Origin of the sequence: uncultured Mesonia sp., assembly GCA_947499595.1 — a bacterium.
Classification (GTDB): domain Bacteria; phylum Bacteroidota; class Bacteroidia; order Flavobacteriales; family Flavobacteriaceae; genus Mesonia; species Mesonia sediminis.
In genome coordinates this window covers 22,969-32,741 of the sequence record CANMOY010000014.1, presented here as the reverse complement: position 1 = coordinate 32,741, position 9,773 = coordinate 22,969, and the positions used below count along the sequence as shown (strand labels likewise).

9 protein-coding genes are annotated in these 9,773 nt (G+C 31.4%); 7 read left to right on the top strand and 2 right to left on the bottom strand.

The genetic code is table 11. The features are described 5' to 3' along the window. Positions 1-259: 259 nt before the first annotated feature. Together ACH2AZ_RS12055 and ACH2AZ_RS12050 are read right to left on the bottom strand one after the other, a co-directional pair. Positions 260-727, bottom strand: coding sequence for a hypothetical protein (locus tag ACH2AZ_RS12055; RefSeq protein WP_394908036.1), 468 nt, complete (start codon positions 725-727; stop codon positions 260-262). A gap of 751 nt (positions 728-1,478) precedes the next feature. Then, the gene (locus tag ACH2AZ_RS12050) at positions 1,479-3,455 is read right to left on the bottom strand and encodes a hypothetical protein (RefSeq protein ID WP_394908035.1); all 1,977 of its coding nucleotides are present in this window, start codon (positions 3,453-3,455) and stop codon (positions 1,479-1,481) included. Positions 3,456-3,756: 301 nt separating this feature from the next. Between ACH2AZ_RS12050 and ACH2AZ_RS12045 the strand changes: the two genes are divergently transcribed. From ACH2AZ_RS12045 to ACH2AZ_RS12015, 7 genes are all read left to right on the top strand, one after another. Continuing rightward, positions 3,757-4,869, top strand: a complete 1,113-nt coding sequence (locus tag ACH2AZ_RS12045) for a site-specific integrase (protein WP_211328357.1) — start codon at positions 3,757-3,759, stop codon at positions 4,867-4,869. Next, positions 4,862-5,866, top strand: a complete 1,005-nt coding sequence (locus ACH2AZ_RS12040) for a DUF6617 family protein (protein WP_394908034.1) — start codon at positions 4,862-4,864, stop codon at positions 5,864-5,866. The genes ACH2AZ_RS12045 and ACH2AZ_RS12040 overlap by 8 nt, the downstream gene beginning before the upstream one ends. A 210-nt stretch (positions 5,867-6,076) precedes the next feature. Beyond that, complete coding sequence (locus tag ACH2AZ_RS12035; protein WP_394908033.1) at positions 6,077-6,373, top strand: helix-turn-helix domain-containing protein; 297 nt, start codon at positions 6,077-6,079, stop codon at positions 6,371-6,373. A gap of 2 nt (positions 6,374-6,375) precedes the next feature. Next, positions 6,376-6,672 (top strand): helix-turn-helix domain-containing protein, encoded by a 297-nt coding sequence (locus tag ACH2AZ_RS12030; protein ID WP_093026612.1) that lies wholly within the window; start codon positions 6,376-6,378, stop codon positions 6,670-6,672. Further along, a complete protein-coding gene (locus ACH2AZ_RS12025; protein ID WP_121665841.1) occupies positions 6,659-7,567 on the top strand; it encodes a BT4734/BF3469 family protein in 909 nt (302 codons plus the stop codon). The genes ACH2AZ_RS12030 and ACH2AZ_RS12025 overlap by 14 nt, the downstream gene beginning before the upstream one ends. Further along, positions 7,564-9,303: a DUF3987 domain-containing protein gene (locus tag ACH2AZ_RS12020; protein WP_106676397.1), complete on the top strand. Its 1,740-nt coding sequence runs from the start codon at positions 7,564-7,566 to the stop codon at positions 9,301-9,303. The genes ACH2AZ_RS12025 and ACH2AZ_RS12020 overlap by 4 nt, the downstream gene beginning before the upstream one ends. 163 nt (positions 9,304-9,466) lie before the next feature. Beyond that, the gene (locus ACH2AZ_RS12015) at positions 9,467-9,760 is read left to right on the top strand and encodes a helix-turn-helix domain-containing protein (RefSeq protein WP_120202848.1); all 294 of its coding nucleotides are present in this window, start codon (positions 9,467-9,469) and stop codon (positions 9,758-9,760) included. Positions 9,761-9,773 lie beyond the last annotated feature (13 nt).

The following is a 9,773-nucleotide window of genomic DNA, read 5'->3' as shown; positions in this document are numbered from 1 at the left end:
GCTGTATAAAGTTAATTGCTCCCGGTCTTCTCCTTGTTGATATTCCATTTTTAAAGATAAAAAAATTTAAAAATATATCCTTAAAAAAAGACTGCAATGATGGCTAGGTTTTGAGACAGTCTGACGGTCTCGTATAACCGTCAGTTACGGGTTTTAAGTTACTGTTTTTCGGTTTAGAACTGGCGTTAGCAATTCCGAGTGGATTCGGACGTAGTCGAATCCGCCGTAATTGCGGTTATACATTGTTAGCCATAGTTGTTTATTTTTCAATCAGTTCCGCTTTAAATTCCAGCCAAATTGTCAATATGTTTTCGGCATTGTCAATTTTGATATCGTCGGTTGTATTTATTATTGATAGTGATAAATTTTCAGTCAGTTTTTTTTCAACACGTTTTGTATTCGTCCAAATTGGTCCAGATTTTTCTTTATTCAATTCAGTTTTATTCACGTAACATTTTCCGATTACATAATATGGAATAACATACAAATGATGATTCTCATAATCGTGAGGCATTAATTCGTCCATTCCTTGTCCGACATCTTTAGTCAAATCAATTCCGAGTTTTTTGTCAAGTCCATTCAGTTCAGATTTAATATCGGAAATCTTGCTCACATAATTCAGACAGTCAGGACAATCGCAAACGAATCCGTTTTGAGTTGCATAGAATTTTTCCGTTTCTATTCGGTCAATTTCCAATTTTATATTTTCTAATTCTACGGTTGTCATCAATTATGGCTAACGTGCTCGGTTATGATTTCGTTGCGGAAAAATCCGCAGGATTCTTTCCGCTTTGGCAACTAATTTAGCAAAAATGTATGAATTTCCGCCAGGAAATTCCGCAGCAATGAATTATAACCGTTGTTACCTACTGTAGCGACACGTTCTGCTTTGTACGGTCCACTATTTTATCCGTTTTGTTTTATTAAAATCCGCTAAATTTTTTTTAAAAAAAACAGATTTTTCATTTAGAGAAAATTTTTAATTTAAACTAAAAAGTCAGCGTGCAGATTTTACCAGTTTAATTATTATTCGGATCCTTATTTTGTCAAATTTTTTCCCATTCTAAAATTGATTTTTCGATTAAGCAAAAACCATTTTTTTTGAAATAAATTTTCCTTATCCGTTGTGCTTTTTGCAATTGTTTTGGTAAAAACTAAAAGTTCGAAACTTAAAAAAGCGTTTTCGTTATGTTTTTAATTCCGCGTTCTGCTTTTCAATCAGTTTTTTGAATAAATCCGATTATTTTTTAAAACTAGCAATTTCAATATTGAATTAGTTTTTATTGAAAAATCAAATCAATTTTATCCGTAGTGATTTTGTTCGGAGCTATTGTAGGTAACGTGTTTGTATATGGTTTGTTGCGTGGTTTAAGCAACTAATTTAGTAAATAATTACCGACCAAGAAAGTCCGCGAGGACTTTCGTAAGTAGGCTAGAAGCCAGCAATAAATTATATACGGTGTTGGCAACTGGCTTTTTTATGTTAAGTTCAATTTTTCAAATAAAACTCTATTTCTTTCATTTGAATCTTTCAGGATTTTGTCAAAACTCATTATTTCTACATACATATTGTAATTGTCGTTAAAAAAGAAATATCCATCTCCACTTGGTAAAAGTTTATATCCTGCATCTGTCGCATTTGCTTTAAGTTTTTTGGTTAAATCACAAACTATATAGGCGTAAATAGGTGTGTTTTGTCTCAAATCAAATTCACGTTTATCTTTGTCTTTAGCAATGCCATTAATTACTTCTCTCGCATAACGATTTACTTGTGTAATTGGATTTTCTTTTTCTGAATAATCGTCTCTCATTGGTCGTTTAAATTCGACAATGACTATTGATTCATATGGTTTTTCATCGTTAGCGAATGCAAAAGGTTTATTGAAAATTAATAAATCCGGTCTTTCGTTAGATTCAGATTTCATTCCCTTAACTTTTTTAAACTTTTTATCAGAAGCCAAATATTTATGATAAGAAAGTTTCTCGTCTATCATCCATAAATTATGGTCTTCAAAACCTATTTCGTCAGATAAAGTTTGTAAAGGGAAAATTAAACTGTGAACTGCTTTTTCAGGTGCTCTTTCTTTTAAAAATTTGGCAAAAAGGTCTAAAACTAACTTTCTATGAATTACATATTCTGATAATTTTGAATTTCCAACTTCAATAATTTTCGCATATAATTCTTGATGTGATTCGGAAAACTCAGCTTTGTCTTCGTCACTTTCTATGAAACGTAATATTTCTTTTGCTTCTTGTTTAACTTCTAATTCGAGTGTTTGTTGAATTTTAAAAAGTTCTAATTCCATTTTCTCTTCATTTAGAGTCGAAGGAATTTTTTTGATTTGATTTGGTTTGTATTTTAGAAGTTGCTTGTATCTTGGATGTTGAGAAACAAACTCTTTAACTTTTGTAAATCGAGTTTGAGAAAGTTTTTCTATTTGGTCTTCAAATTCATTATGAATCATAGAGGTTATTTCCTGTCGTAATTCTTGTTGTGAAGTTTGGTCAGGAAATTGAACTTCTCCTTTAGCAAATGCGATAGATGTTCTTTCATCGTTAACATTATTATCTAAATAGTCTCCTTCGACATAAACAGAAATTGAAAAAGGATTTCCTTCTTTGTTAAAAAGGAAATTATCCATTTCAGGAATGTCGGTTGAAATTTTATCGAATGTTACTTCTCTTGTGTTTGCACAGTAATGTATTTTGTTATCAACTTTATTACTGTAAAGTTTTACAATACTTAATTTAAAATCATTGTCTCTTACTTTGATGTTTTTGCTTTTTACTTGTCCTTTAGTAAATAGTTTAAAAAGGTCGTTAACAACGATTTGCTTGTCTAAATCATTTATTAAGATTCTCGGACAATTCTCATTTAAAAAATACACAAAAGCGTGTTCAATTATTTTTAGTGCAATATCTTCAGGATTATTATTACACCATTTTCTATAATCCTTTTTTAAACCTCTCAAAGCTACAATTGTGTATCTTTCTTGTGTAGTGTTTACTTCATTTAAACTGTGATTTTCAATTCCTTTTTTTGTTGGCTCAAATTGAAATTTCCTTAAATTCCAATGTCCATTTTCTTTAAATCTACTTTCGATTTCAGCTTTTCGAAATGCTCTTAACCAAGTAAAACGTCCAATTCCTTTTCCGCCTTTTCCATATTTATATGTAGAGTGAGCATAATTGAAAGAGTCATAATTATCTTCATTAAATCCGATTCCATTATCTTTTATAATAAAATCAATTATTTCAGGTAGAACCTCTTTTTCGGTAAGTTCTAATTCTTTTTGAGTTGAACGAACTATATCAATTTCAATAATTCCAGTTTTAGTAGAACTATCTTCTTCTATAGCTTGTATAGAATTAACAATTGCTTCAAATAAAGGAAGTAGAGTATTGCTGTAAGCAAGTCTTTTTTCGTTTATTTTTCCTTTAATGTCTATCTGCATTTTTTTTTCGTTTCAGATTGGTTTTAGCTTGTTGCCAACGGGTGTGGCTATGGTTTCGTTGCGTGAAAATCCGCGAGGATTTTCCGCCGTAAACCGAAGATAGCAAATTTGCGAGGACTTTCCGAGAGGAAATTCATTATCTTTCCTTTGTTTGTTATCTATCTGTTAATCATTGTTTTATATGTATTTTCGCATTCTTTTTTTATTGCCAAACTGCCTTTATTTGCTTATATTTGTTGCCGTATTGTTGCCCATACAACACTCATAAAACGCATAGTCTAACACAGTAAATATAAGGAAAATGAAAGTTACTTTACGCCAACGTAGAAAAGGGAAACGAATTAGTTTATATCTTGATTATTACGAAAACGGAAATCGTAAGTACGAGTACTTGAAATTATATTTAACGCCAGAACCCGACAAAGGGTCCTTAACTAAAGCACAGAAATTAGAAAACAAGAAAATCTTACAACTTGCTGAAAGCATCAGAGCTAAAAGACATTTAGAGGTACAGAATAATATTTATGGTTTTGAAAATAAAGAAAAGAAACAAGGAAATTTTTTCGTGTATTTAGAACAATGGATTGAAAGACGTTCAGAAAGTAAAGGCAATTTAGGTGTATGGAATAGCACACTAAAACATTTAAAAGATTATCACCCAACAGGTATTTCTTTTGAAAGAATAGATGAAGAATGGGTAGAAGGTTTTAAAGAGTATTTAGACAAAAAAGCACTTTCCAGAAGTAAAAGACCATTAAGCCAAAACACAAAATCAGCATATTTTAAAAAACTTTTAGCGGTATTACGACAAGCTGTTAAAGAAAAGGTAATACAATACAATCCTGCTATTTCAGTTGAAAACTTTAAAGAAGAAGATACACATATGGAATTTTTAACTTTAGAAGAAGTTAGAAAGCTTTTTAACACAGATAGCCGACATCCACAATTAAAAAATGCGTTTCTTTTTTCCTGCCTTACAGGTTTGCGTTGGTCAGATATTACAAAACTTCAATGGTCTGAAATCCAATATTCAGAAACCTATGGAAATTTTATTAGATTTAAGCAAAAGAAAACTAAAGGAGCTGAAACCTTACCAATTTCCGAACAAGCATTTGAATTGTTAGGAGAAAAAGGCGAATCGACTAAAAAAGTTTTCGAGAATATTAATAACGTTCAGAGAAATTATGACCTACTAAAAGAATGGGTTGGTGAGGCAGAAATTAAGAAGAATATCACGTTCCATTGTGCGCGTCATTCTTTTGCAACATTACAACTGACTTTGGGTACTGATATTTATACAGTATCAAAAATGTTAGGTCATAAGAATTTGAAAACAACTCAAATTTACGCTAAAGTAATTGATGACAAAAAGAAACAAGCAGCTTACAGAATAAACCTTAACCCAAATGGCTAAAGACTTATTTATCGACTTACTGTATGTGGAAAAGGTTACTGATGATAAAAGAACCGAAAACCAATTTAAAGAGCTTTTAAATGGCTTTAAAAAAGAATATCCTATAACCACGCCTAATTATGAAATCGACTTTAAAAAAGCATATTCAAACAAGCGTAAATATTACATTAAACTAATTGAAAACGATTATATCAAAAAGTTTAATGCTATTAATGATACCCTTGAAGCAAATTCAACACCTGGTCATTTGTCTTTCCTCTATGACAAAGAATTTAATCGAATTACAAATTATTTAACCCAGATTAGCAATTACATTTCTGAAAATGATCTTGATGAAAGTTTATATTTAAAGCCTACTAATAATTACAAATCAGATGAAGCTTATATCATTTCATTTTTAAAGGCTAATGCAATGATGCTTTTTATGGAACTTCAAGAACGATTTTCAGAATTAAGTGATACTGAAATTTATACTATCGAAGAACTACACGAAGTATTTTTTAATGAAGAACCACCTGAAGAGTTAATTGTAAAATCCTATTCCGGTGCAGAAATAAAAACTGTTAGAAAACAAGTAAAACAAAGTTCAATTTTCAACGCTATACAAGGTGATTTTAGAGAGGAAAACAATGATGTCTTATCCTATAACGAACTTATTAACAAGACTAAACAAAGGGAATTTGCAAAATTAGAGGAGTTGTTAAATGAAAAAGGTATCATTGATGATAAATATAATTATACTAAAAAAAGGGGCAAAAAAATATTACTTGCAGCTTTTATGGTAAAACTAACGGAAGCAAAATACTTTAATGAAAGGATATTTTTTGAAGATAAACCATCAAAAAAAATAGAGCGTAAACATATTCATAAATTTTTTGCTCATCGTTATGGACCAGGTAGTAATGCCGATAAAGAATATCGTAATTTTTTAGGTGCTAAAAAAAGAGCCTATCAAAAATTAGTTGATGCCAATTTTTGGCTTGACCAAATCAAATAAAACTTCACTTTTAAAAAGTGGTATTTTCTCTATTTAATACCAAATAGATAATACCAAAAACAATATAACTTATTGTTTTACAATGGTTTAATAATACCATTTTTTCTCTTTTCTATTATACCAAACACCTTTTTCCATATTTGCTATGTCCTTGACAATCAAGGATGACTTTTGCGCAGAAGTCCATTTTTAAATTAAAATTATAAAAAGATGGACGTTAAAATTATAGAACGTTTAGAAAGCATCGAAAAGTTGTTAATAGAACAACAAACGTTGCAAAAGCAAGTATTGAACTTCAATGAAACTTGCAAGTATTTAGAACTATCACAATCGCACTTGTATAAACTTACAAGTACGGGAGCCATTCCACATTATAAACCGAATGGCAAAAAAATCTATTTCCAACGTCAGGAGTTAGACCAATGGTTACTGCGTAACCGTATGGATTCCCAGGACGAAATCGAGCAACAGGCAGCTAATTACTTAATCGAAAAAGGAAGGATTTAGTTATGACTGAAATAATCGATTTACTCTTGGCACTCTCACAAGAGATTAAGGATTTAAAAGCACGTATCGAATTAATAAGAGCTACGAGAGCAGAACGCTTAAAAGATATGTGGATTGATAATCAGGACGTAATGCAAACGCTACATATTAGCCAACGCACATTGCAAACATTCCGTTCAAATGGCACGATTCCATATAGTAAGATACAAGGAAAGTTTTATTACAAAGTATCTGACATAGAGGAACTATTACAAAGCAATTATTATAACCCAAATTTTAAATGCGATGGAAATAAGTAAAGAAAGCATTTTAAAGAAAACGCATTATGGGTTAAATATCTATGCCTATGTATTAAGGCAGTATTATCCTGAAACAACAGTCCTTTCCGTAAAAGGAAGGGACTGCGGGATAACCCGTAACCCTTTTAACGGTGGTAAATCAACATTACAAATTAATGTTGTAGATAATAAGGCAATGCATTACGATACTGAATTAACCGATTTTAAAGGTGATGTATTCGATTTTGCATCCTATCATTTTAAAATCATTAATGAAGAAGAATTGTTACTAAAAATCAATGAGGTACTGCATCTAAATTTTGAAGTTAAAAAAGAAGATGAATTATCCTGGTTAGATGAACCCGATGATACTTGGTATGCTTACAGCAGTTTTTATAAAGCACCAATTAGAAATGTTTTTCCAACTGAAAAAGTAAGATTACACCAAATATTTGAGCGTATTACAAGCGATAAGTATAAAAGTATCACAGAGCAATTTAGAGCGATTAAAAACCCTAAAGAAGCACGGAAATTTAAAGCAAATCATTTTGATTATGTAACATTTTCAGGTGTGTTTTCTAAACGAAATGATGATAGCTTAATTGAGCATTCATCATTATTGACAATCGATTTTGACCATTTAGAAAATCTTGAAGAACTAAAACAACAATTATTAAACGATGAATATTTCGAAACCGAAATGTTGTTTACATCACCTTCAGGAGAAGGCTTAAAATGGATAATTAGAATCGATTTATCCAAAGTGTCACACAATGAATATTTTATTGCGGTGGCCAATTACATAAAGCAAACATATAACATTGAGGTAGACCAATCGGGTAAAGACATTTCCAGAGCGTGTTTTTTATCCCACGATCCATTGGCATACCTACATAAAAGACATCAAAAGCTATGACAAAAATATTCAACCCGAAAGATTGGTTAGCTGTTCCAGAGCAAAAAGAAGTACCTAAAAAACCAATCAACAACAAACCGACAACGGTTGTTGCAAATGATATTGAAACATATATCAACGCTTTAGAACAATCAGGTATCGATATTACTGATACTTATGAAAAGTGGCGTGATATTGGTTTTGCTATTTCAGAGGAATACGGTGAAGCTGGACGTGATTACTACCATAGAATTAGCAGAAATTATTCAGGTTACGACCATAAAGAATGCGACGAACAGTATAATAAATGCTTACAAGCAAAAGGACACGGTATAAGCATAGCAACCTTATACCACCATTTGCATCAAGTTGGTATTAAACCAAAACAGCAACAACAAGTTGTTGAAGTATCGCAACATCCAGAGGAAGAAAAACAACCATTGCCAACAATACCAACAACAGTTTACAACAACATCCCAACATTTTTGCAACAAGTAGTAAAACCATCAAGCAGTAATGAAGAACGTGATATTTTGTTGTTGGGTGCATTAACTGCATTTAGTGCCTGTTTTCCTAAATTGTTTGGTGTGTACGACCAACGGAAAGTGTTTAGCAACTTGTATTTATTTGTTACTGCACCTGCTTCAGCAGGAAAAGGGAGATTAAACCAAATTAAAAATTTGGTAAATCCTGTTCACAAAGAAAAGCGCGAACAATCCAAAACCCTAAAACAACAGCATCAAGTTGAAATGGCTACTTATAATATGAATAAGGGCAAAAGTGAAACTATGGAAAAACCGAGTAAACCACCTGAAAGAATGCTGTTTATTCCGGCTAACAATAGTGTAACAGGTGTTTATCAATTAATATCGGATAATGAAGGTAGAGGGTTAATTTTTGAAACCGAAGGAGATACTTTAGCACAAGCTTTTAAAAGTGATTACGGTAATTATTCCGATGGTTTTCGTAAAGCATTCCACCACGAAACCATTAGTTACTATCGTAGAACGGACAGAGAGTATGTAGATATTGAAAGACCTTGTTTGTCAACGGTGTTGTCTGGTACACCAAAGCAGATTCAGGCATTGGTTCCAAGTGCTGAAAATGGCTTGTTTAGTCGTTTTATGTTTTATTATATGAATATCAAACCTACTTGGAAGAACGTTTTTCAAACTGATACAACCAATGGTTTAGATGAATATTACGACCAATTAGGAAAAGAATTTTTTGGGTTATACAAAACCCTAAAAAACAATCCTGATATTGAAGTAAGGCTAACAACCGAGCAACAACAAAAGTTTAATGTGTTTTTTGAGAAGCTTCAAACCAAATACCTCAATCTTCAACCCGATGACTATATAGCAACTGTTAGACGTTTGGGGTTAATAGCATTTAGAATTATAATGTTGTTTTCTGTATTTCGCATTATGGAAGATGGTGATGTAAACCAAGTAAGATATTGTGAGGATATAGATTTTGAAAATACATTGGAAATGATAAGCGTATTAGTAAAGCACAGTAGTAAGGTGTTTAACGATTTACCTATCGAACAAAAAGAAGTAAAAAGAGCCAATCGTAAAGAACGTTTTTTAGAAGCACTACCTTATCAATTTTCAAGACAAGATTACCTAAATATAGCCGACAAAAACAAGATTCCTCATAAAACAGCAGAAGGCTATATTACTAAATTTGTTGATGCTGGTCTAATACATAGGGAAGCACATAACAATTATACAAATCCCACAAAAGCACAATAAGGATTTTGAGGATTTTAAGGAAACGAGGATTTATAAAAATACTTTATATCCTCAAATCCTTAACTTCCTCATTTCCTGTTTAAAATTGTTAATATCTTTTTGTTAGTTCTTATTTTCTTTTTCTTACATTAGACAAATATTGACAAGTCAAAATATCCCCAAAATGACGTTTGGAGAATACATCAGAGAAATACGAGAAGAAAAGCAATTATTATTAAGAGAAGTTGCTTCTCAAATGAATATTGATACGGCACTTTTAAGTAAAATTGAACGTGGTACTCGTTTAGCTCGTAAAGAACAAGTTGAAGCATTAGCTAAAGCATTAAAGCAAAACAAAAGCGAATTACTTCAATATTGGTTAGCAGATAAAATTGTCTTTATGTTAAAAGAAGAAAAAAACATTACGGAAATCCTCAAAATTGTAGAACAAAAAATTAATAGATTGAGCAAGAAGTAGAATTAATAAACCC